Source organism: Amphibacillus jilinensis Y1, from assembly GCF_000306965.1.
Lineage (GTDB): Bacteria > Bacillota > Bacilli > Bacillales > Amphibacillaceae > Amphibacillus_C > Amphibacillus_C jilinensis.
This window is the reverse complement of sequence record NZ_JH976435.1, coordinates 584,908-607,976: the sequence shown is the minus strand read 5'-3', so window position 1 is coordinate 607,976 and position 23,069 is coordinate 584,908. Positions and strand designations below refer to the sequence as shown.

The window sequence follows — 23,069 nt, the reverse complement described above, 5'->3', positions numbered from 1 at the left end:
TTGATCCTCTTCTAGCTGACTGAAAGTTGAGGAATGATATTGAAGGGGCTTGACATATGTTAGAATCTTATAGTGTTAGTGTAGAAGGTTTCGAAGGGCCACTCGATCTCTTGTTACATCTTATCAATCGTTATGAAATAGACATCTACAATATTCCTGTTGCTAAAATTTCAGAGCAATATATGCAGTACATTCATACGATGCAACAACTGGAATTAAATATAGCCAGTGAGTACTTGGTTATGGCTGCGACGCTATTAGCTATAAAGAGTGCGATGCTCTTACCGAACCAAGAAATTGAAGCGGATGATAATTATGAGGGTGAAGATCCACGAGACGAATTAATTGCTCGGTTAATCGAATACCGAAAATATAAGGAAGCAGCTCAGACGCTTCAGGAGTTGGAGGGTGAAGAGAAAGAAAGCTTTACACGACCTCCACAAAAATGGACAGAGGATAAAAAGTTGGTCTCAAAACCTAAAAAAGGGGCAGTTACGGTTTATGACATGTTATCTGCTATGCAGAATGTTTTTGATCGAAAAAAATGGAATCGACCGATGACGACAACGATTGAAAAGATAGAAATTCCAATTAAACAGCGAATGGAAGAAGTATTATCTCAAATCGAAACAGCTAAGCAAGGTATACCGTTTGATCAACTTTTTCCTTACCCTTCCAAAAGCCATATGGTGATAACATTTATGGCTGTGCTTGAATTAATGAAGGATAAATTGATATTTTGTGAGCAAGAGCGCACCTTTGATTCTTTAATAATACATAGATGGAGAGGATAAAGATTGGACATAAATCATTATAAAGCCATTATAGAAGGATTATTATTTGTATCGGGTTCAGATGGATTAACAATCAAGCAAATAGCGAATATTCTAGAAACAGATAAAGATACAGTTGATCATCTTATTAATGAATTAAAGTATGATTATGAAAGTGTCTATAGAGGAATTCAAATACTTGAATCTGAAAGCCATTATTTTCTGTCTTCTAAGTCTGAACATGCTGAATATTTTAAAAAGTTAATGACAGATTCACATACATCTAAACTTTCACAAGCCAGCCTCGAAACATTAGCGATTATAGCGTATAATCAACCGATTACGAGGACTGAAGTCGAAGATATTAGGGGGGTCAAAAGTGACCGACCGATTCAAACTCTATTATCACGTGGTTTTATTGAAGAAATGGGTAGAAGAGATACTGTAGGCAGACCAATGATGTTTGGCACGACACTAGAATTTCTAACTTATTTTGGATTAAAATCAATTGAAGAGTTACCGCCTTTAACTGAACAATCGATCGATGATGAAATAACGGAAGAGGCAGATTTATTTTTTAATCAATTAAAAAACAAAGAGCAAGAAGAGTAGGGAGCTTCTCAATATAGAGAAGCTCTTTTTGATGTTATGTGCTAACTTTCATACGTTAGCAACGAATCCTCAATCAGTAGGCGTGTTTAATCTTGCCCACTGATGGCTAGTGAAGGGTATCAGGACATTAGCGTCCGTTGTCTCCCGCCTAAATTCCCCTTCGTTATCTGTGATGAAAAATTTTAATACATAATTTAGAGCGACAATTTCAAGTTTGCAGAAAAATAATTAACCCCGAAAGCTTCTCTAATAAAATACACAGGCGTAAGTTTTGATAATCACTTCAATCAGCGCATAACTTGAATTTTCTCACATAAATTGTTTAGAGAAAACAATAAATTGCGACGATAAAGAAGGTGTATTATGCAAAATACAATGATAAAAAAGTTTACTGCGATTATAGTTTTAATTGTTGTTGCATTTTCAATCCCGTTACAAGTACAAGCTAAGCCGTTCGTCTCTGCGGAACAAGCCGTTTTATTGGATCAAGCAACCGGTGAAATTCTTTATCAAAAAAATACAGAGCAGCCACAATTAATTGCAAGTATTACAAAAATAATGACAGCGCTCATTGCAATTGAATATGGCCAATTAGATGAATATGTAAAAGTAAGTAAAGATGCTGTATTAACAGAAGGATCGTCAATTTACTTAATTGAGAATGAACGGATCTTATTAAAAGATCTTGTTTATGGTTTAATGCTTAGATCAGGGAATGATGCTGCGGTGGCCATTGCAGAGCATGTGGGAGAAAGTGTTGATGGTTTCGTTTTTTTAATGAATGAAAAAGCGAAATGGCTCGGTATGAATGACACATCTTTTACTAATCCGCATGGGCTTGATGCGGACAACCACCATTCAACGGCCAAGGATATGGCGAACTTAATGCGGTATGCGATGGAAAATGACAGGTTTGCTGAAATAACAGGTGCTAAATCGTTTCAATCCGAGAATCGCACGTATGCATGGGGAAATAAAAATAAACTGTTAACCTCTTATTATCCGCCAACGATTGGGGGAAAGACGGGTTATACAAAAGCAGCAGGAAGAACGCTTGTCTCAGTTGCTGAAAAAGAAAACAAACAATTAATCGTTGTAACGATTAATGACCCTGATGACTGGCAAGATCATATGCGTTTATACGAATGGGGATTTGAACAAGTTGAAGATCAAGCCTCTGCCACATTTCCATCACACATTGAACAACGATATACGACTTTAGAGCAAACCAGAATGTTATTTAAGAAGATGGTAGGTTTACCATGATGGTACACCTTATTTGGGCTGGTTTAGCTTGTATTGGTATTATATATGGTTTATTTAACGGAACAATTGCTGATGTTAATGAAGCAATTTTTTCAAGTGCCCAAGAAGCGATACAATTGATCATTGGACTCGCTAGTGTATTAGTGTTTTGGTTAGGCATCATGAAAATAGCTGAAGAAGCAAATATTCTAAAACAATTAAGTCGTGCTTTTAAACCTTTTATTGCAAGACTATTCCCTGACATACCGAAAGATCATCAAGTGATCGGTTATATTACATCTAACTTTATTGCCAACTTATTTGGCTTAGGGAATGCAGCAACACCATTAGGACTTAAAGCAATGCAAGGGATGAAGGGGCTATCCGAAAATGATGAAGCAACACGGTCAATGATCACGTTCTTAGTGATAAATACATCAAGTTTAACTTTAATTCCAACAACTGTAATAGCACTAAGAATGCAATATTTATCACATAGTCCGACTGAAATTGTATTAGCGACGTTAATTGCAACTTGTTTATCAACTTCTGCTGCGATTCTTATCGATCGCTTATTCTATTTTAAAAGGGTGAACAAAAAAAGATGATGAGTGTGATTTCGAATATAAGCTTGCTGTTTATTCCAATGTTTGTACTTGTTGTGCTCAGTGTAGCGACATTTAAAAAGTTACCAACCTATGATTTGTTTGTTGAAGGAGGTAAGGAGGGACTATCTATGGCCATCTCTTTACTTCCTTATTTGTTAGGTATGCTCGTATCTGTTTCAATATTTAGAAGTTCGGGAGCACTTGATGCATTTGTGCAGTTATTACAACCACTTTTAACATTTTTGCACGTCCCAAGTGAAATTATTCCGCTGGCGCTTACCCGCCCTATTTCTGGGACGGCGGCCTTAGCCATTACATCTGATCTATTGAAAACGTACGGACCAGATTCTTTTGTTGGGCGTCTGGCTTCAACAATGCAAGGGAGTACCGATACGACATTTTACATTATCACGATATATTTTGGTTCTGTCGGTATTAAAAAAATGGGAGATGCCTTAAAGGTTGGACTATTAGCTGATCTAATTGGTATAATAACAGCAATTATAATTGTATCTATTCTGTTTGGTTAAGGTCCATGTAAAGAAATCAAGTTGTGTTATACTATAATTTCTGGCAAAATAAGAGATGTTAAAATAATTAAAGTGAAAATTGGTGATCGGATGTCTACAAATGAAGAAAGACTCCAAAAAGTAATTGCTCATAGTGGAATTACTTCTAGGAGAAAAGCTGAAAAATTAATTGAACAAGGAAGAGTTAAAGTAAATGGTACAACGGTTACAACGCTAGGCGTTAAAGTGACAAAGGATGACAAGATTGAAGTGGATCATGTGCCTATAACAAAAGAGAAACCTGTTTATTACCTCATATACAAACCGAGGGGAGTTATCTCAAGTGTAAAAGATGATAAAGGGCGAAAAGTAGTTACTGATCTTATCCCTGATATCGATGAACGTGTATATCCAGTAGGACGCTTAGATTATGACACGTCAGGTTTAATTTTATTAACAAATGATGGTGAATTGGCACAGTTACTTATGCACCCAAGCCACCAAATTGACAAAGTATATATAGCTAAACTTGAGGGGATCCCAACTAAAACTGCACTGAGTCAACTAAAGAAAGGTGTTCAATCTAATGGAGAACGGTTGAAGGCTGTTAATATCTTCATACAGTCGGTTGATCAACAAAAGAAAACGTCAATTGTTGAAGTGACCTTGCATGAAGGTAAAAACCGACAAGTTAGGCGTATGTTTGAAGCAATTAATTTACCTGTGCAAAAATTAAAAAGAGAACGTTATGGTTTTTTAAATTTAAACGGTTTGCAATCAGGAGACTATCGTGAGCTTACTCCTCATGAAGTTAAACAATTAAGAGCAGAAGCATTAAAAAATAAATAAATTGTGTTGCTCTATTTCTTTTATGCAAAAAATGTTGAAATAGACTTGATTGCGGGTGGGGAATGTAAGTTGGTGTCAAAGAAAGGGGTATCTGGGATGGAAAACGAACAAACAATATTAATTATTGAGGATGAAGACCGGATTCGACGTTTGCTATCCATGTATTTAGAACGAGATGGCTTTCACATTATAGAGGCGGATAACGGTAATGATGGGATAACTTATGCACAGGAACAATCTTTTGCGTTAATTATTCTAGATTTAATGTTACCGGGTATTGATGGTATTGAAGTATGTAAAACGATTCGAGAGCAGCAAACCACACCGATTCTAATGTTGACAGCAAAAGGAGAAGAAGCAAATCGGATTGAGGGTTTTGAAGCTGGAGCAGATGATTATGTTGTAAAACCTTTTAGCCCGAGAGAGGTTGTTCTTCGGGTAAAAGCATTACTACGACGTTCGCATCATTTAAAGAGCGCTGTACAAGATAATAAACCGGTTAAAAATGTTTTAGCTTTTGATCATTTAACGATTGATAATGACGCCCATCGTGTAACGGCAAATGATGTTGAAATTACATTAACACCTAAAGAATATGAACTTCTTTATTTTCTAGCAAGCAATCAAGACCGCGTATATGATAGAGAACAGTTACTTAAGGAAGTTTGGAAATATGAATTTTTTGGTGATTTACGTACAGTTGATACCCATATTAAACGGTTAAGAGAAAAATTAACGAAAGTGTCGGAGGATGCTGCACAGATGATTGTAACCGTTTGGGGTGTAGGCTATAAATTCGAAGTGGACGATCTCTAATGCTTTGGCGAAGTATTGTTGTTAAATATTGGTTTTTGTTTATGCTTTTATTTATCATATGTTATACTTCTATGAGTTTTGTTATCTATCACCGATTTAATGCGCACTTAATTAATCAAGTTGAAAACGAGCTTGCATTAACAGTTAAGAACCTCGATAAATTTATAAGTCATTCGACTAACGATCACAATGATGTGATTCGAGATCACGAATATGGTATTATTATGATCAATAACAATAGCCAAGTTGCCAATGAAAGTGAATGGCTTACCTTTATAAATGAAGTTAGTGGAATTAATCAAATACATAGCAATCACATCCAAACACATGATGCCGAATTATTAATTGTCGGTCATTTTAGCCCTCAATCAACTATAATGGCATACCGATCTTTAGGTGCTATTGCACAAACCCTTGCTAAAATTGAACAGATGCTGTTCATAATTGGATTATTGCTATTAATCGTTTTCAGTGCGTTCAGTTATGTGTTGTCAAGACGTCTTTCTGAACCTTTGTCTCGAATGAGAAAGACAGCTCTTAATTATGCGAAAGGTGATTTTAGTTTAAAGTTACCGATGGATAATCCTGATGAGATCGGTGAATTAGCAATGGCATTTAATCGAATGGGTAGGCAGCTAAGTTATCAGCTGAATGCATTAAAGCAAGAAAAAGAAATCTTATCTAACATACTTCGTTCTATGCATGATGGTGTCCTCACGTTAAATCTTGATGGTGAAATAATTATCTCGAACCCGCAAGCTGATCAATTTATTTCTGATTTTCTTTACCAGGAAAATCAGGCATCAACCAGACAGGTTCCAGATCAATTATACAACTTTATTCAAGATGTGATTAAAAAAAGCATTTCCCAGAGCTATCACTTGAAAATTCAAGGACGAGATTGGCTGATGGTAATAGCACCCTTATATGAAGAACAAAGCATTCGAGGTGTTGTATCTATTGTTCGAGATGTGACAGAACAGAAACAACTTGACCAACTTAGAGAATCATTTCTCGCAAACATTTCGCATGAACTAAGAACACCGCTATCTTTGATGCAAGGATACAGTGAAGCTATTATTGACGGGGTTTCGGGATCGCGAGAAGAACAAATAGAATTAGCACAAATCATTTTAGATGAGTCATTGAGAATGGGACGTCTTGTTAATGAACTATTGGATTTAGCTAAACTTAAGTCAGGACAAATGGATTTAACGATTAATACCCACGCCATCTCTGAATTTTTAGCAAGAATTAGAAGAAAGTTTAAAATCAAATGTACCAATAACGGTATCTCATTCGTATTGAAGAATAATGCAACGATTGAGGAAATGCCGTTTGATAAGGATCGATTAGAACAAGTATTAACAAATTTAATCGATAATGCGATTAGACATACACCTGAAGATGGGATGATTAAACTAATCTTAGTGGAGGATGATGAAAAGCTTATTTTCGAACTTCATGATACAGGTTCAGGTATACCAGAACAAGATTTACCTTTTGTCTTTGAACGTTTTTACAAAGCTGACAAATCGAGATCACGAACACAATTGAACAAAAAAGGCACGGGTTTAGGCCTGGCTATTGCTAAGCAAATTGTTGAAGCGCATGGCGGACAAATATCCGTGCAAAGCAAGTTAGAAATAGGAACGACTTTTAAATTTAGTTTACCAAAAAATAATCTATAATATATTGGTGCATAACAGGGAATTTGGTGAGAGTCCAAAACTGTCCTCGCAACTGTAAATAGTTACGAAATGAACAAGACCACTGGAATTTGATTCTGGAAAGGATTCAAAGTAGCATGCTATAAGTCAGGAGACCTACCAATATATTTTAATACATGCTTCGAGGATTGGGCGTTGTCAAAAATAGAATATAGACGTTTAATTCTCCAAGTTAAATTGGAGAGGAGATTTAGCGATGAAAAAAATAATTGGAATGTTTTGTTTAACTTTATTATTGGCGGGATGTCAGGCTGACAATCAAATTGAGGGAGAAGCCATTGATATTGAAATATTGATTTCAACTAACAATCAAGAAGAAATTCTAAACCAAGACCAGTTAGAGGTGGAAGATAGTGCGATTTTATTAGATGTACTAAAAGAGCATTACGAAGTTGAAGCGTCGTCTGAGGGATTTATTACAGCAATTGAAGGTGTAGAACAATATGATGATTTTTATTGGTTTTATGAAGTGAATCAGGAAGAAGTATTTGTAGGAGCAGGGGAGTATGAGCTTTCTGATGGGGATGAAGTTAACTTTGATTTACATGAATGGGAAGAGTGATGCGAGTTGATTTACATAGATTAACTCTTATTTCCATCATAGCTGCCATAAGTGCTGTCGGGAGAATTGCTTTTCAGTTCATTCCTAATTTCCAACCAACGACAGCGATTATTATTATCGCTTCTTACTTTCTTGGTCCTTTATCTGGCATATTATTAGCCATAGTATCGACTTATTTATCTAATCTTGTATTGGGTATTGGATTATGGTCAATTTGGCAAATGTTTGCTTGGGGAATGATCGGTTTTTTATCATCCTTACTTAAAAAAATAAACATAAGAAAACCATTACCTATTTTAGTAATAATTGGTGTTTTTGCTGGTTTCTTTTATGGTATAGTTTTTGCTTTCGTTAATTTGTTGATAACAAATAGGTTTTTGCCTTATTATTTAGCTGGACTAACTTTCGATTTAAATCATGCGATAAGTAATGTTATTTTCATTGTGATTTTATTCAAACCAATGAAGCGTTTGTTTGAAAACGTATAGTATATTATAATCGTGTAACTTTTTTGTAAGCATGTCGACTAATAAATTGAAGACAGGGGGTCTTATTTTGTGAAGACCACATTTGATTCGCTTTATGACCAGTATCATACTGACTTATTTCAATATGTTTTTTACTTAGTTAAAAATCGTGAGGCGACAGAAGATATTGTGCAAGATGTCTATATCAAAGTATTGAAATCATATGATAGTTTTCGTGGTGATAGTAGTGAAAAGACTTGGCTTTTTTCTATTGCACGACATACCGCACTGGACTATTTTCGTAAACAGCATCGACAACAAAATAAATTGGCCCATTTCTTTAACAAAGATCAAGAAATAGGGAGACTAAAAGATCAGGACCCCTTGCCTGAAGAAATTGCAGAATTGAATGATGAGATGAGAATGATATATCGACTTTTGGATCAGTGTACTTTAGATCAAAGAAATGTGCTTATCCTACGTTATATCCAATCATTGACGATTCAAGAGACTGCTCAAATACTTGAATGGTCAGAGAGCAAAGTGAAAACAACCCAACACCGAGCGATTAAGAAACTTCAACAATTGGTTGCTGAAGAATAAAAGGGGTGAAGCAGTGATGGATCAAGATAAAAGGGAAAAGCAGATCATTCAAAAATTGAAAGAATTTCCAAATATAAGAGATGAGCAGAGTAAAACAACCCTTTATCAGTCTATAGAAAGCCAGTTAAATAAAAAACAAGCTAGTCAGCGCCATTCTAAATTTAAATGGATCATTCCTTCGATTGCTTCGGCAACTTTAATATTTTTAATTATTATTATGGTGCAGCCTCAATGGTTTCAAAATGATCAATTATCTGACACACCTATGACAACACACAATAATGAAATGGAGCGCCAAGATCAACAAATGAAGATCATAGAGTCAGAGGAAGACGAGGAAGATGAGATGGAGGGCTTTGAAGATAACATTCAAGGGTTTGAAACCCTTGAAGACGAGGTACCTGCTGGTGAATTAATTTATTATCATGATGAGTATAATCAATTTCCAATATTTACGATTGCTGTCTCAGATAGAGAAGGACGCTATGTGATTCCGATTTCCTTAGTATCTACATCTTCAACAGGAGATCCAAATGACTATTACAATCGCATCCATACGTTTATAGATGAACGTGCACTTGGTGTAAGACTTTTTCCTTTTGAAGAGATACAGTTCGAGTTTGCTAATCAAAATCAGACGATTCACATGACTGTTAATGACGATTACGAATTTCCACAAGGATCGACTCAAGCACATATTTTTCAATCGAGTATTAATTTTATGTTTGGTGATTATCCGGCAACGACCTTGACTCTAAGTACTGAATCACAGGACTATATAAACTTGGGCCCATTTGGCGAAATGAAAGAATTAGAAATAAGAAAGATGGAACATTTAGCTTATAAATTATATCAGGATGGAGATCGGGAGCGTTTACTTATTCCCCTAGAGGTGACACTATCTGGAGATCGGTTTTATACAATAGATGAAGCCCTTGTTGAAATGCAACAGGCACAAGAGGAGCAAAATATCTATGCAACAATCCCTATCGATGTAATTTTTGAAGTAGATGCTGCAGATGCTAATCAATTGAAAATTTTCTTTGAATCACATGCTGAATTTGGAAATAATACTTCTACAAAAGAAATGATCGAATCAATTTTGATGACAGCTAAAAGCTTTGATTTTAATGAAGTGGATATTACAATAGAGGGCATTGATTCAGAGATCGGCAACTTTAATCTAAATCATCCACTTTCAGTTCCTGACGCGGTAAACCCCGTTATATTACATTGAATGCTGGATGAAGCTCATTTTAAGAAACAAATCTCTAAACAAGCTGAAGCTCAATTGTTTAGAGATTTGTTTAACAGGTCGACTTATTTAAAGTTCAAGCATGTTCAGTTTCAGAGCTTGATTAAAGTGAGAAGGGATATTAAACTTTGTTAATTTTAGTGTGTTTTTGAGTAAATGGCGTTTCTTCCACTTTTATTGACCCCGTTGGACAACTTTCAAATGCGGCAAACATGTCATCGACCAATATATTTGGAATAGCAATTTCGCCTTGATTTTGATCTAGCAAACCATAAGCTATCCCTTCATCATCATAATCATATATTTCTGGAGCATGTGCTCCACACGCACCGCAAGCAATGCAAGTTTCTTTATCAACACACGTATAATAGCTCATCGCTATTTTCAACCTCCCTAATCAATTAACTTCCTCTATTCTAAATGGTATCTTATTAATAATCAATAATAGCAATAATATAACAAGATTGATAAAATATAAAAGAGATTACTATGAAATGAGTGTAAATTATGTTTACCTTTATCATTTTGTTCTGTGTTGAACGATTAAAGTGTCAGCGCAGTATTGCTTCAATTTATCATATATTACAAGGTAAAAGAGCAGCCCAAACGATCCAAGATGCGAATCTGTATCAATTAACAGGATTTTTTTCTATTTATAGTAAATTACGAAGATCCCAATTTGATCAAGTTACGAATCAATTATTACAAAGCGGCTGGATTGCATTTGATAGGAATAACTATGTTTATGTGACAGAAGTGGGAAAACAATTTTTAATAAATCATCAAGGACACTTTCAAATTGAATATTTTGATGGAGTAAGATATGCAAAAATAGTGGATGTTTTTATTAAAAGATTTTCTTTAACTGTTCAAACGTATTCGAATGTAGTGATGGATCGTAGGACATTTATGACTATTGTTGACGATGATGCCGAAAAACAGTGGGTTAAGAGACATTATCAAATGGCTCAAAATGACTTAGAATCTTTTTTAGTTGATCTTCACGAGAGTACAAAAGCTTTTTTAAAATCGATTGATCATTCATCCGCTCAATTATTTGTAGATCGCCTAACAGGTTATCAGCAAGTTGGCTTATCTGTTCAGCAATTAGCAAGGAAAAATAATGCATCTGAACATGATATAAAAATGATGTTAACATTAACTTATCATCGTTTTTTACAGTATATTGAGGACCGGCGGCCACCAATCTTATTAAGTTTTGTCAATGATCAACTTAGCTTAGTTAATCAACACTTTATGACTAATTCTGCACGAAAAACCTATCAGTTGATGTGTAAAGGACTTACTATTGATGATGTTGTGACCGTAAGGCAATTAAAAAGGAGTACAATCGAAGATCATGTTGTAGAAATGGCTTATGCTTTACCTGAATTAAATATTGAAACTTATATTAGTGACACAGAGTTCAATAAAATTGCAAAAGCTATTCAACTCAATGATAATCGTAAATTATCGTTGATTAAAGCTTATTTAAATGATGAGTTCAACTACTTTCAAATAAGATTGGTGATGGCACGCTATCAAATAAAGGTTAACTAGGAGTGGGAGTTTGGAAAATCTGGAAATTTCTTTGGATCGTTATTTTGGTTATAAAACATTTCGTAAAGGACAAAAAGAGATTATTAGTGATGTCATGGATGGCCAGCACGTTTTAGCGACGTTACCTACGGGGGCAGGTAAATCAATATGCTATCAGTTACCAGCTTTATTATTAAAGGGAGTTGTCATTGTTGTTACACCTTTACTTTCTTTAATGGAGGATCAAGTTAAACAAATGAAGCAACGTGGGTATTCATATGTTACTTCATTAAATAGCTTTAACACCGAACAAGAACGTTTAACAATTATGCGAAATCTACATAAGTATAAACTTGTATTTTTATCACCCGAGATGCTTCAAAATCAAAATGTATTAAGAAAATTGGTACTTATTGATATTTCACTATTTGTCATTGATGAAGCACATTGTATTTCACAGTGGGGACACGAATTTCGCCCTGATTATTTAAAATTAAATAATGTAATCGATCACCTAAACTATCCAACTATCCTAGCTCTAACTGCTACTGCCACACCGGATGTCCAAAAAGATATCATCACTCAATTATCATCCGTGCCATTCAACAAACATATTTATCCAATTGATCGAGACAATATAACGCTACTTGTCAAACAGGTAGATCATCATCATGAAAAGGATCAATACATTATATCGGTATTAGAACACTATAATGTACCCACCATGATTTACTTTTCAAGTAAAAAAGAGACAGAGCGTGTCGCATTGATTATTACTCAGCGATTTGATCAACTAAATGTAGCTTATTATCATGGAGATCTTGATACAAGTGATCGACTGTTAATACAACAACAATTTATGGAAAATCAACTTGATGTCATTTGTTGTACAAGTGCATTTGGTATGGGGATCAATAAATCAGATATACGTTTAATCATTCACTATCACATACCCACACAACTAGAATCGTTCATTCAAGAAATGGGTAGAGCTGGGCGTGATCAATTAGAAAGCGTCAGTATTACATTAGTATCACCAAATGATCATCAAATTCCTCAGCGTTTAATCGAGAGTGAATTACCTTCTTTAGAATCTATTAAAATGCTCTGGTCGGAAATTGAATCATTATCACAGAACGAACTAACCGTAGAAGTAGATCCAAACGAATGGGCCCTAAGTTATAATTTTTCAGAAGTTCATTTACGTTTTATTAAAAATTTTTTAGAAGCTTACGGAATTTTGAAGTATAATAAATATATAGTGAGTCATTCATCACTTTATGAAGCAAAGATAGCCATTATTAATAAAATTAACGAACGGAGCCGATATAAAAAACACAAGTTAAATGAATTGTTAAACTGGTTAACAACTAGTGGATGTCGAAGACAACGGCTTTATTCAAAATTCCAATCGCAAATTTCCCCAGCAAAATACCAATGTTGTGATCATTGCGGTTTTGATCTGTCTCAATGGCAGCCCCTACAATCGAATAATCACCAACGTGTAAATGATTATCTATCTCAATTAAAATCGGTTATGATGCCATTTTATGAGGACGAGTAGCCATGAACTGTTCTCGTGAGATTGTAAAACAGTTATCAGCAAAACAGTTAAGACAAGCTGTCTATTTCACGCAAATGATCATAACCGGATGTGCAGGACTTATTACCATCTTTTATCGTTATAAAGGCGTTAAATTTTCTGAATTTATTGCGTTTGATTGGAAGGAACTTGTTTATTTCTCAGTTATACCAGCTGTCATTATTTTAACAATTGATTTGTTATTGTATCACTATTTACCTAACACATATTTAGATGATCACGGTGTGAATAAAAAAATATTTAAAAATCTGACTCTATTTGAATTATTATTGATGACTGCTTGGATTGCTATCGCTGAAGAATGGTTATTTCGGCTTGTTATTCAAAGTCAATTTGGCATTGTTGTATCGATGTTGACTTTTGTAATTTTGCATACACGTTATCTAAAGCAACCCTTATTGTTATTAAATATTATCTGTTTAAGTCTTGGGTTAAGTTTGATTATGGAATTAACGGGGAATATCTTAACGGTGATTGTTTTACATTTTCTTATTGATTTTGGTCTAGGTTTATACATGCGGAAAGCATAAAATTTTAATTAAAGAAATGGAAAATAACAAGCTCAAAATTTAAAGTTCCGAGTATAAGAAAAGTTAATACATACGCTAAAAGAAGAGCGGATGTTAATTTTAAAATAATTGCGTTTTCTTTCAGGGGGGGATGTCAAATGGGAAAATCAAAAGAAGATCAAGCATATTTGTTAAGAGAACAAATGAATGCTATTAAAAATAACGAGAAGTCATTCGCTACTGAAGAACAAGAAGACGTTCACGATCAAGAGGATATTGATGTTTTGAACCTACCACCTCGAAGTGAAGTTCATGATGAGAAATCATCAAGAGTAAAATGGAAAGTCAGTTATGCACTTATTCGATTATTTGCGATTTTATTTATAATTATTGTCGTGCTTATTTTGACATTCAATTATTGGGGGAGTTATTTTATTCAATTAAATAGTTCTCCTGACGCAGAGGCAAATCAAGTGGGAGAAACGGTGCAAATCATTTCACGTGGTGATCAGCTGTCAGATGAAGTGACAAGACGGTTTCAACTAAATGATGACGATGATCAGCAAACAGAAATAATTGGACGCTATTATCAAACGCAAGTTAACGATTCATTACAATCAATCATTGAAATGTTTTATGAAAATGATCAATATCTTCCTTTAATAAAACGAATCAATAACTTATATATTTCAACTGACGAATTATTAGACGAAAATCGCTCGCTATTCTTACCGAGCAGGGTCGATTAATTGCGTCTTTAAGTTAAAATTTGATTCCTAATAAGATTTAAGTGTTGAGCTACAAAGCATCCTTTTCCTAATCATCAACGAATAATAAATCACACTTGTCTGTAATCGAGTAAAATTAAGACTGTCACAGAAGCGTTTAGGTGATAAGTCTTAATTTTTTATTACAAATAACCTCGTAAAACGCCCACTGATTGAAGGATTGTTTGATCATCTCAAAGTTATCACTGGGTTAGTTATTCCACTCATGCTATACTTTTAAAAAAGTCTTGATTATAGAAAGGATCGACCACATGAAAAAAATTCTTATTATGCATACGGGCGGAACAATTGCTATGGTTGAAAACGAAGTAACCGGCTCAGTAACACCTGTAGACCACCATCCGTTAACTGAACATATAAATCAGTTACAAGCGATTGCAGATGTAGATGAGATCCAAGTCTTTGATCTTCCTTCACCACACATAACACTAAACCATATGTTAATACTGGGACAACATATAGAGGATCAAGTAAAGAAGGATAAATATGATGGTATTGTACTTACCCATGGTACGGATACGCTAGAAGAAACTGCCTATTTTTTAGATTTGTACTTAAACAGCACCATACCTGTTGTCATTACTGGAGCCATGCGATCAAGCAATGAGATTGGTTCAGATGGCCTATATAACCTAATTAGTGCTATTAGGGTAGCGAGTGATGAGGAAGCAACACAAAAGGGCGTTTTAGTTGTCATGAATGATGAAATTCACTCAGCGGCCTATGTGACTAAAACTTCAACCAGTAATGTAGCTACTTTTCAAAGTCCACAGTTTGGTCCGATTGGTATTTTAACCAAACAAGAAGTTTATTTTTATCATAAATGGATTCGATTTGAACCCATAAAATTCACTGTCATTACTAAAACGGTACCTTTGATTAAAGCATATGCCGGCATGGAACAAGCATTTATTAAAGCTGTTTGTCAATTGCCGCTAGACGGATTAGTCATAGAAGGATTCGGGCAAGGAAACTTACCGCCTTGTATGGTTAGTGAAATCGAACAGTTAATTGAAAATAGTATTCCCGTTGTTTTGGTATCACGAAGTTTTAAAGGTGTGGTACAACCCACTTATGGTTATCAGGGTGGGGGCAAAGATCTAGAAGAAAAAGGTGTGTGGTTTGCGAAGCGATTGTCAGGTCAAAAAGCTAGAATAAAATTACTTGCCTTGTTAGAAGCAGGTTATCAATGGGAACAAATCAAAACAATATTAGAAAGATAAACTCGAGCCCGGAACAAAAAAGGCATTAGAAAGGTAAAATCCGAACATTAATAATCTGAGTACAGATAACGCTTTAGCAAAATACTTCGCTTGCACTCTCCCAAGCACAAGGGAGCACGGCCTCGGGCCTACAGGATGTGGGTCATTTAGATGTTGTTGCACGACGCGACGGGTTTAGTCTATTATTCCACTGCGTGAATAAGAACATTTCACACAGTGGAATTTTAGCTCGTGCTATTCTCACAGGACAAGGAAAGCGTCGTCGATCATGCACGTCAACCAAACAAGTTAACAATTTGTCTTAGCATCTAAATTTCTGTCGAATAAGGTGCATAGCTTGCTCGATCATAATCGGTTTACCATATTCAATTATTCTTGCAGGTGCGACCACACTAGCCTCGGAGTATTCAGATAATAACGCAATTAAGTCTTCTTGATGATGTTTGGCTAAGATATCGTCAGAAAAATAAACATAGTAATGTCCCTCATAGTAATAAATTGATCCTTCATCAATATTTAATCGCTCTAGTGTATAAGCCAGTTGAATAATATCGTCAAAATCGTCAAAGACGTAAAGTAGAGCATCACTTTCATCTAGCGTAACTTGCATTTCGATATAATCATCATCAGTATCAAAATATTCCTGAGTCACGATAATTAACATGCCTTGTGCTTGTAATAAGTATACTTGGACCGATAATATACCTGATAATTCAAAATCTAATTCATCACTTGCTTCAAACATCATGTCATGAAATAGAGCTTGCATTGCAGGGAGATCTTTCCACATCACATCTTCTGTGAGTCCTCTTTCAACGAGATCATCAAAAGTTAAAAAAATTTTAAACTGATTGGATGATAACCTTTCTAGTCGCACGTCAATTACCCCCTTTTCACTTTCACAAAAAATAAATCACATTACACAAAAAATCATTATTAGTTATTTTTACTCAATCTGCAATCTTAATATCCTCTTTAACAGAACCTTATCCTTAAATAATTAAAAAAAGATCTTTTGCTTATTATATGATATTCAATTCAATTTTGAAACATAGACGCACCGATGAATTTTTATCAAAGATAATATTCACTTCAAAATTGAAAACAGAGTTAAATCTATTTAAGTATGTGAGAGCGGACGCTATGTCCTGATTCACTCGGGCCAACAGGATGTTGGTCACACAAGCGTTTTCGCAGGACGCGAAGACGTTAGCTTGTGTTCCTCAGTGGGAGGTAAGATCGTAGACTAAGACCGCCACCTCCTGTAGATCTTCGTCGGCTGATTGAAGGTTCGTTTTTTTAGATGTCTGTATTTTGTGTATAAAATAAAGCTTTTATAAAAAACTAGTTAGCAACAATCTATATTCAATCCGTTTTAGGAGGCGAGTAAATGAAAACCACATTAATAAAATGTTTGCTTTTAAGTTTTATCTTCACTATTACAAGTATCCATCCTAATCAAGAAGTCTATGCCTTTAGCCCACAAGTGATCCAACATGGAGCAACTGGAGAGGATGTCGTTGAGTTACAAGCCCGACTTCAATATATTGGCTTTTACCATGGTCAAATAGATGGTGTGTTTGATTGGGGGACATATTGGGCTTTACGTAACTTTCAACATGAATTCGGGATGACGGTAGATGGTTTAGCAGGTGATAAAGTGAAAGATATGCTTGAAAGGGCAACTGATTATGACAAGGAATTTGTTAGAGAAAACTTAAAAGCGGGACGAACATTCACTCACTACGGTGGAATGAACAAAGAGGATCAAGTAAAACACGAACAACCTCCCGCTCAAGAGCAACCAGAGCAAAAAAAAACAGATCCGAAACCAGAACAGCAAGCACCTGAGCCTGGTGCAGAACCAGAACAACAAGTACCAGACCCTCAACCTGGGGCAGAACCAGAGCCAGAGCCAGAGCCTGAACCTGAACAAGAAACACCTGAACCAGAGCCAGAGCCTGAAGCTGAGCAACCTGAGCCAGAACAAGATAGTGAACCAATTGAACCAACCTCCGTTAATGTACCAAATGGGTATTCTCAGAATGATATACAACTAATGGCTCAAGCTGTTTACGGTGAAGCAAGAGGTGAACCGTACGAAGGCCAGGTAGCAGTTGCAGCAGTCATATTAAATCGTATTCAAAGTTCGACCTTTCCTAACACTGTATCCAGTGTAATCTTTGAACCATTAGCTTTTACCGCTGTTGCTGATGGCCAAATATATATGGATCCGGATGATACAGCTAGACGCGCTGTGCTTGATGCAATTAATGGTTGGGACCCATCAGGGGAAGCGATTTACTATTTTAACCCAGACACTGCCACATCAACTTGGATTTGGTCACGACCACAAATTAAAAGAATTGGTAAACATATTTTTTGTATGTAATATACTGGAGGGATTTTAATGGCGAAGTGGATTACTATCACTTTACTGTCTATAGGATTGATCGTATCAGCAACCTGGGGTTTTCAACAATCAGGTCAAAAAGAATCAATGATGATCCATGCAGAAAACAATTATCAGCGGGCATTTCATGATTTAACTTATCATCTTGATTTATTACATGACAAAATTGGAACAACATTAGCTTTAAATTCAAAAGAGCAATTGTCTCCACAGCTGTTAGACATATGGCGTTTGACATCACAAGCACAAACAGATGTTAGTCAATTACCACTTGTCTTATTGCCATTTAGTAAAACAGAGGGATTCTTATCAGAAGTAGGCGATTTCACATATGATGTTGCCGTTCGAGATCTAGAACATGATCCTTTGTCAGATAAGGAAATAGAAAAGCTTTCCGCTCTTTATGATGCTTCTGATGACATCAGAAAAGAGTTACGGACGGTACAACATGAAGTTCTGGGTCAACAACTGAGATGGGTGGATGTAGAATTAGCACTTGCATCTGAAGGAGAGGTGGATCCTAATTTAATTCTAGATGGTTTTACAGCTGTAGAAAACCGTGCATCGGGATTTAGTGAGACACACTTCCAGAATTTATCATCTTCATTTCCACGACAGCATGACCACTTTAGCTTTTTAGAAGGTGAAGAGATATCAGAACAAACTGCTATTAATGAAATTGCAACGCAGTTTGATTTAAGTAATGACCTCGATATTAATCTTGAAAAAAGTGGTGATGGCGCACAATTACCGATGTATAGTGGATCTTTCACGTATAATGAAGAACATGGATATGTAGAAATCACTGAAAAAGGCGGTCATATCTTGTCTTACATGCTTGATCGACCACTGACTGATACTAACTTAGGTTTAAATGAAGCACAAATAGAAGCAGAGAAACTTTTGAAAGAACAAGGGTTCGAAGATGTTATTCTACTTCAATCTAGTCAATATGATCAAACAGGATTTTTCCAATTTGTTGGTGCTCAAGAAGATATTTGGATTTACCCAGACAAAATCTTAGTGAAAGTTGCTCTAGATAATGGAGATATTATCGGATATAATGCAACAGATTTTTATCGTAATCATCGAAATCGAGATTTAGATGAACCTAAGCTTTCATTAGAAGAAGCTGAAGATAAAGTCAATCATGGGTTAAATATTGAAGATCAACATCTTGCTGTGGTAGAAGATGTTGAGGGTGAAGAAGTGTTATCATATGCATTTTTCGGGACGCTTAATCATGATACGTATCGTATCTTTATTAATGCCGCAACAGGAGAAGAAGTGTTGGTTGAGCGATTGCAAGATGTTGAATCCAAATGGGGACAATCCTAATAAAACAGCTTCAATCAGTGGAAGTATTCTTTTCTCGCTGAATAGTTGAACGACTTAGACATTAGTGTGGTTAACTTTCGCGTAAAACAGATGAACTCTTGTAGCGGGTATTTATAAGAACGACTCGCTGTGATAAAAAGCTAGCAAATCTATAAAAATGCGACTAGCGGAACTTCTTAGTAAGTGAAAAGAATTTGACAACAGCATATGAAATAAAGTTAAGACGAATGAATGATTTAATGACGTTCATTCGTCTTTTTTACATTATTATCTTGTACTTTAGCAAAGATTTTTGCAATAATGTAATTATTAAGATTTTAATGCTAAGGGAATGATTAAGATGAAAATTGGTACGCAGTTGATTTTGGAACAAGAGCAACAAGACAGTAGTATTCGACGTTATCGTTGTCGAATTGTTGAACTAAAGGGCTTAAAATGCTATATTGACCAACCTGTTAATGTTGAAACAGGACGAACAGAAGTGATACCTGTAGGAAGTTACTTTTCTGGATATTTTGTAGATGAGAACGACGTGATTTATAAATTTACTACAGAAGTAAAAGAACGAAAAAAAGACAATATCCCAATGTTGATTTTAGCATTTGATCAGAGTAAAATGGAAAAGGTTCAACGTCGGGAATACGTACGAGTACCCGTGAATTTAGATGTTTCAATATTAAACCCTAATACACCTTCAAAACCATTAGTAACGGTTACCAAAGATATTAGTGGGGGTGGAATTGCGGTCGTTTTACCAATCGATTATGATTATAATCCAGGTACTTCCTTAGAATTAACATTGGTCTTATTCTCTGGTGAGCGTCAAATTGATTACATTGTAACAGAGGCAGAAACAATTCGCGTTGAAAGTCATAACGACAAACAACTATTGTCAATGAAATTCGTCAATATAAATGAAAATGATAGGCAACGCATTATACAGTTTTGTTTTGACAGGCAATTAAAACAACGGCGTAAACAACTCAATATTTGACAATTATTTGATATTAGATCGAGAGGAAGAAAGGCATGACAAAAGACAAATTGGCAATTGCCATCGATGGACCAGCAGCTGCTGGTAAAAGTACTGTAGCTAAAAAAGTAGCTCATGCGTTAAACTATATCTATATTGATACTGGGGCTATGTATCGAGCACTTACCTATATTGCTTTAGATCAAGGTGTAGATACAAATAATGAGAAGCAACTATATCAATTGCTTCTTACGTCCACGATAAAACTTATCCAATCAGAAACAGGACAAAAAGTATACATAGATGATCAAGATGTAACAGAGAGTATTCGTAACCAACACGTAACCAATCATGTATCTCAAGTCGCTAAACATCGTATGGTTAGAGAGGAGATGGTGGATCGGCAAAGACAGTTAGCAGCCGAACGAGGCGTTGTTATGGACGGAAGAGACATAGGTACACATGTTATTCCTGATGCAGAAGTGAAATTTTTTCTTAAGGCATCTGTGGATGAACGTGCGAAACGTAGATTTGCAGAAAATAAAGCAAAGGGTTTTACGACAGACTTAGAACAATTGAAATTGGAAATTTCCAATCGGGATAAGTTTGATTCAGAACGTGAGGTGTCGCCACTAACACAAGCAAAAGATGCCATTGTTATTGATACAACAGCATTAAATATTGATCAAGTAACGAAAAAAATTCTTGATACCATTAAGACAAAGGGAGAGCGTTAAATTGACTTTCTATCATCTAGCTAAAAATATTGTTTGGCTTATTTTAAAGCCTTTATATCGCATGGAAGTGGTTGGTAAAGAGAATATTCCTAAAGAGGGACCAGTAATTATATGTTCTAATCATATATCTAATTTAGACCCCCCAATGGTAGGAATAACAGCCACGCGCGATGTACATTTTTTAGCCAAAGAGGAATTGTTTGAAAAGCCGTGGTTAGCTAAGCTTATGACACATTTGAATGCCTTTCCTATTAAACGTGGCATGAGTGATCGGCAAGCACTAAGGCAAGCATTATCCCTGCTTAAAAACGGAAAAACACTAGGACTGTTTCCGGAAGGCACGAGGAGTAAAACGGGTAAATTAGGAGAAGGTCTCTCTGGTATAGGTTTTTTTGCATTAAGATCTGAAGCAACTGTTATACCATGTGCGGTAATTGGCCCCTATAAAATAGGTAAAAGATTAAAAATCGTCTATGGTCCGCCAATTGAAATGAACAAGTTGCGTGAAGACAAAGTGTCTGCAAAAACTGTAACTGAAAAGATTATGAGTAACATTCAATCGTTGTTAGAAAATAATTCTTAAAAATAATTTATTTGACTTGACAAATGTGTGGAAATGTTAGAAGTTAGAAAAAGGATAGTTTATTTCTTGTCGCAAATTGAAGGAGGCTTTTTTTATGGATGAAATGAATAAAGAAGTATCAGATTTCAAAGAATTAGCGGAGGGTGAACTTGTCACGGGTAAAGTGGTCAAAGTAGAAGACAATCAAGTATTAGTTGATATTGGTTGGAAAACCGATGGGATTGTTCCAATTAGTGAGTTATCAAGTCTCCATATTGAAACAACGCGTGAAGTTGTCTCATTGGATGATGAGTTAACATTGAAAATTAAAAAAATGGATGATGACGAAATCATTTTATCTAAACGTGCAGTGGACACAGAGCAAGCATGGAACGATTTAGATGCTAAATTGCAGTCTGGAGAAGTTTTTGAAGCGACCGTTAAAGAAATTGTTAAGGGTGGATTGGTTGTTGATGTAGGCGTTAGAGGGTTTATACCCGCTTCTTTGGTTGAAACCTATTTTGTTGATGACTTCTCCGAATACCAAGATCGTACATTAACATTAAAAGTTGTTGAACTCGATCGCTCCAAAAATCGCGTCATTCTCTCTCATCGAGCGGTAATTGAGGCTGAGCAAACTGTTGAAAAAGAGCAACGATTACAAAGTCTTGAAGAAGGACAAGTTGTTGAAGGAAAAGTAGCAAGAATTACTGATTTTGGTGTGTTTGTTGATTTAGGTGGTATTGATGGTTTAGTTCATATATCTCAACTATCTCATGACCATGTTGAGCACGCAAGTGATGTCGTAAATGAGGGAGATGACATCAAGGTTAAAGTGCTTGCGGTTGACCCTGAGTCTGAGCGGGTATCTTTATCAGTTAAAGCAACTTTACCAGGTCCATGGGAACAAGTCGAACAACAAATTTCCCAAGGTGATGTTGTAGAAGGGACAGTTAAACGCTTGGTTCATTTTGGAGCATTCGTTGAAATTTTACCGCAAGTTGAAGGCTTAGTTCATATTTCCCAAATTTCAACTGATCATATTGGTACACCTCAAGAAGTGCTTGAAGTTGGACAGAGAGTGAATGTTAAAGTATTGGATGTAAATCAAGGCGAAAAACGAATTTCTTTAAGCATTAAAGAACTTGAAGTAGAAAAGAACCAACAAGAACTGAAATCATATGAAAAAGAAGATGATGACGCAGGCTTTTCCTTAAGTGATATGATAGGTGATCAGTTAGATAAATTTAAAGATTAATTAAAATGACTAACATGTAGCTGTTTATAGCTACATGTTATTTTATTATGGTCTTTGAAACCCCTGGCTAGAGGTTGCTGAAAAACTATCCCCTATT

The 23,069-nt window shown here is 35.5% G+C and carries 25 protein-coding genes and 1 riboswitch; of the genes, 23 read left to right on the top strand and 2 right to left on the bottom strand.

The window, feature by feature from the left end; all coding sequences use genetic code 11:
- Positions 1–56: 56 nt before the first annotated feature.
- The 12 genes from B494_RS0109860 (at position 57) to B494_RS0109805 (ending at position 10,011) form a co-directional block, all read left to right on the top strand.
- Complete coding sequence (locus B494_RS0109860; RefSeq protein WP_017472234.1) at positions 57–794, top strand: segregation/condensation protein A; 738 nt, start codon at positions 57–59, stop codon at positions 792–794.
- A gap of 3 nt (positions 795–797) precedes the next feature.
- The gene (gene scpB, locus B494_RS0109855; RefSeq protein ID WP_017472233.1) at positions 798–1,385 is read left to right on the top strand and encodes an SMC-Scp complex subunit ScpB; all 588 of its coding nucleotides are present in this window, start codon (positions 798–800) and stop codon (positions 1,383–1,385) included.
- A 363-nt stretch (positions 1,386–1,748) separates the two neighbouring features.
- Entirely contained in the window at positions 1,749–2,651 is a 903-nt protein-coding gene (locus B494_RS19215; RefSeq protein ID WP_017472232.1) for a D-alanyl-D-alanine carboxypeptidase family protein, read from the top strand.
- The gene (locus tag B494_RS0109845) at positions 2,651–3,238 is read left to right on the top strand and encodes a nucleoside recognition domain-containing protein (protein ID WP_026065216.1); all 588 of its coding nucleotides are present in this window, start codon (positions 2,651–2,653) and stop codon (positions 3,236–3,238) included. Before B494_RS19215 ends, B494_RS0109845 begins: the two co-directional genes overlap by 1 nt.
- Positions 3,238–3,768 carry a spore maturation protein gene (locus B494_RS0109840; RefSeq protein ID WP_026065215.1) on the top strand — a complete coding sequence of 177 codons (531 nt, stop codon included), beginning with the start codon at positions 3,238–3,240 and terminating at the stop codon, positions 3,766–3,768. Before B494_RS0109845 ends, B494_RS0109840 begins: the two co-directional genes overlap by 1 nt.
- Positions 3,769–3,858: 90 nt before the next feature.
- Positions 3,859–4,596, top strand: a complete 738-nt coding sequence (locus B494_RS0109835) for a pseudouridine synthase (RefSeq protein WP_026065214.1) — start codon at positions 3,859–3,861, stop codon at positions 4,594–4,596.
- A 96-nt stretch (positions 4,597–4,692) separates the two neighbouring features.
- Positions 4,693–5,412 (top strand): response regulator transcription factor, encoded by a 720-nt coding sequence (locus B494_RS0109830; RefSeq protein ID WP_017472228.1) that lies wholly within the window; start codon positions 4,693–4,695, stop codon positions 5,410–5,412.
- Complete coding sequence (locus tag B494_RS0109825; RefSeq protein WP_017472227.1) at positions 5,412–7,103, top strand: HAMP domain-containing sensor histidine kinase; 1,692 nt, start codon at positions 5,412–5,414, stop codon at positions 7,101–7,103. Before B494_RS0109830 ends, B494_RS0109825 begins: the two co-directional genes overlap by 1 nt.
- Positions 7,092–7,260: riboswitch (cobalamin riboswitch) on the top strand. Its footprint overlaps the gene before it by 12 nt.
- A gap of 78 nt (positions 7,261–7,338) precedes the next feature.
- Positions 7,339–7,704, top strand: a complete 366-nt coding sequence (locus B494_RS19210) for a DUF4430 domain-containing protein (protein ID WP_017472226.1) — start codon at positions 7,339–7,341, stop codon at positions 7,702–7,704.
- Entirely contained in the window at positions 7,704–8,192 is a 489-nt protein-coding gene (locus B494_RS0109815; RefSeq protein WP_017472225.1) for an ECF transporter S component, read from the top strand. The genes B494_RS19210 and B494_RS0109815 overlap by 1 nt, the downstream gene beginning before the upstream one ends.
- A gap of 69 nt (positions 8,193–8,261) precedes the next feature.
- Complete coding sequence (locus tag B494_RS0109810) at positions 8,262–8,774, top strand: RNA polymerase sigma factor SigX (protein WP_017472224.1); 513 nt, start codon at positions 8,262–8,264, stop codon at positions 8,772–8,774.
- Positions 8,775–8,790: 16 nt separating this feature from the next.
- Positions 8,791–10,011 carry a hypothetical protein gene (locus tag B494_RS0109805; RefSeq protein WP_017472223.1) on the top strand — a complete coding sequence of 407 codons (1,221 nt, stop codon included), beginning with the start codon at positions 8,791–8,793 and terminating at the stop codon, positions 10,009–10,011.
- Positions 10,012–10,150: 139 nt separating this feature from the next.
- On the opposite strand, the gene B494_RS0109800 is transcribed toward B494_RS0109805, so the two are convergent.
- A complete protein-coding gene (locus tag B494_RS0109800) occupies positions 10,151–10,405 on the bottom strand; it encodes a ferredoxin (RefSeq protein WP_017472222.1) in 255 nt (84 codons plus the stop codon).
- 131 nt (positions 10,406–10,536) lie between these two features.
- Between B494_RS0109800 and B494_RS0109795 the strand changes: the two genes are divergently transcribed.
- The 5 genes from B494_RS0109795 to B494_RS0109775 all read left to right on the top strand — a co-directional run bounded on the left by B494_RS0109795 (position 10,537) and on the right by B494_RS0109775 (position 15,691).
- Positions 10,537–11,589 carry a YpbB family protein gene (locus tag B494_RS0109795; protein WP_017472221.1) on the top strand — a complete coding sequence of 351 codons (1,053 nt, stop codon included), beginning with the start codon at positions 10,537–10,539 and terminating at the stop codon, positions 11,587–11,589.
- 10 nt (positions 11,590–11,599) lie between these two features.
- Positions 11,600–13,132 (top strand): RecQ family ATP-dependent DNA helicase, encoded by a 1,533-nt coding sequence (locus B494_RS0109790; protein ID WP_017472220.1) that lies wholly within the window; start codon positions 11,600–11,602, stop codon positions 13,130–13,132.
- A 2-nt stretch (positions 13,133–13,134) separates the two neighbouring features.
- The gene (locus tag B494_RS0109785; protein ID WP_017472219.1) at positions 13,135–13,701 is read left to right on the top strand and encodes a CPBP family intramembrane glutamic endopeptidase; all 567 of its coding nucleotides are present in this window, start codon (positions 13,135–13,137) and stop codon (positions 13,699–13,701) included.
- A gap of 137 nt (positions 13,702–13,838) precedes the next feature.
- Positions 13,839–14,429, top strand: a complete 591-nt coding sequence (locus B494_RS0109780; protein ID WP_017472218.1) for a hypothetical protein — start codon at positions 13,839–13,841, stop codon at positions 14,427–14,429.
- A 290-nt stretch (positions 14,430–14,719) separates the two neighbouring features.
- Positions 14,720–15,691, top strand: a complete 972-nt coding sequence (locus tag B494_RS0109775; protein WP_017472217.1) for an asparaginase — start codon at positions 14,720–14,722, stop codon at positions 15,689–15,691.
- A 301-nt stretch (positions 15,692–15,992) separates the two neighbouring features.
- Here the strand turns inward: B494_RS0109775 and B494_RS0109770 are convergent, their stop codons facing one another.
- Positions 15,993–16,568, bottom strand: coding sequence for a genetic competence negative regulator (locus B494_RS0109770; protein ID WP_017472216.1), 576 nt, complete (start codon positions 16,566–16,568; stop codon positions 15,993–15,995).
- Between the two features lie 513 nt (positions 16,569–17,081).
- Between B494_RS0109770 and sleB the strand changes: the two genes are divergently transcribed.
- From sleB to rpsA, 6 genes are all read left to right on the top strand, one after another.
- Positions 17,082–18,083, top strand: a complete 1,002-nt coding sequence (gene sleB / locus B494_RS0109765) for a spore cortex-lytic enzyme (RefSeq protein ID WP_017472215.1) — start codon at positions 17,082–17,084, stop codon at positions 18,081–18,083.
- A gap of 18 nt (positions 18,084–18,101) precedes the next feature.
- Entirely contained in the window at positions 18,102–19,442 is a 1,341-nt protein-coding gene (gene ypeB, locus B494_RS0109760; RefSeq protein ID WP_017472214.1) for a germination protein YpeB, read from the top strand.
- Between the two features lie 340 nt (positions 19,443–19,782).
- On the top strand, positions 19,783–20,436 hold the full coding sequence (locus B494_RS0109755) for a flagellar brake protein (RefSeq protein ID WP_017472213.1): 654 nt from the start codon (positions 19,783–19,785) through the stop codon (positions 20,434–20,436).
- A gap of 35 nt (positions 20,437–20,471) precedes the next feature.
- Positions 20,472–21,152, top strand: coding sequence for a (d)CMP kinase (gene cmk / locus B494_RS0109750; protein ID WP_017472212.1), 681 nt, complete (start codon positions 20,472–20,474; stop codon positions 21,150–21,152).
- Position 21,153: 1 nt separating this feature from the next.
- Complete coding sequence (locus B494_RS0109745) at positions 21,154–21,735, top strand: lysophospholipid acyltransferase family protein (RefSeq protein WP_017472211.1); 582 nt, start codon at positions 21,154–21,156, stop codon at positions 21,733–21,735.
- Positions 21,736–21,829: 94 nt separating this feature from the next.
- Positions 21,830–22,972, top strand: a complete 1,143-nt coding sequence (gene rpsA / locus B494_RS0109740; protein ID WP_017472210.1) for a 30S ribosomal protein S1 — start codon at positions 21,830–21,832, stop codon at positions 22,970–22,972.
- Positions 22,973–23,069 lie beyond the last annotated feature (97 nt).